This is a genomic window from Neisseria sp. P0019.S003, from assembly GCF_051957115.1.
In the GTDB taxonomy this organism is placed as follows: Bacteria; Pseudomonadota; Gammaproteobacteria; order Burkholderiales; family Neisseriaceae; genus Neisseria; species Neisseria flavescens_D.
The window spans coordinates 1-435 of sequence record NZ_JBQCWT010000108.1 but is presented as its reverse complement, the minus strand read 5'-3'; the positions used below and the strand labels follow the sequence as shown (position 1 = coordinate 435).

At 53.1% G+C, this 435-nt stretch carries 1 protein-coding gene; it reads right to left on the bottom strand.

The annotated features are described in order from the left end of the window. Positions 1–399, bottom strand: a 399-nt coding sequence (locus ACTHTS_RS11330; RefSeq protein ID WP_440370097.1) for an HD domain-containing protein, incomplete at its 3' end; no start/stop codon positions are given. Between the last annotated feature and the right edge of the window lie 36 nt (positions 400–435).

Here is a 435-nt window from a genome sequence, read left to right as displayed (position 1 = left end):
TTCTTCCGGCGTGGTAAGGCCGTCCACGCGGGTGAGTTGGTTCAGTTTCTGCACTTCGTCCACACCTTTGACCGGTTCGCAAACGGTGCTTTTGCAGCGTTCGGTAACCAATTCGTGCCAAGTGGGAACGTATTTGCCGATGTCGGACAAAATCGTAGCGGCCACGGCGTCGGGCAATAAGTCGAGTTCGCTGACGGTTTGCATCGAGCCGAGGAAATGTTCCAGCAATGGCTCGCCGTAAGTCGTTAGGGCATCGGCGGGGTAATGTTCTTTATACGGTTCAAGGGCCGTCTGAATCAGGTTTTTATCGGAATCGGGCAGCGCTGCAACATAGCCGTCGAACCAAGCGAGTAGGCCTTCCAGCGTTGCACTTGATGTTTGGGGTGTTTGGCGAATAATGGTCGTGGCGTGCGTGTTTTTCTTTTTGATAAAAAC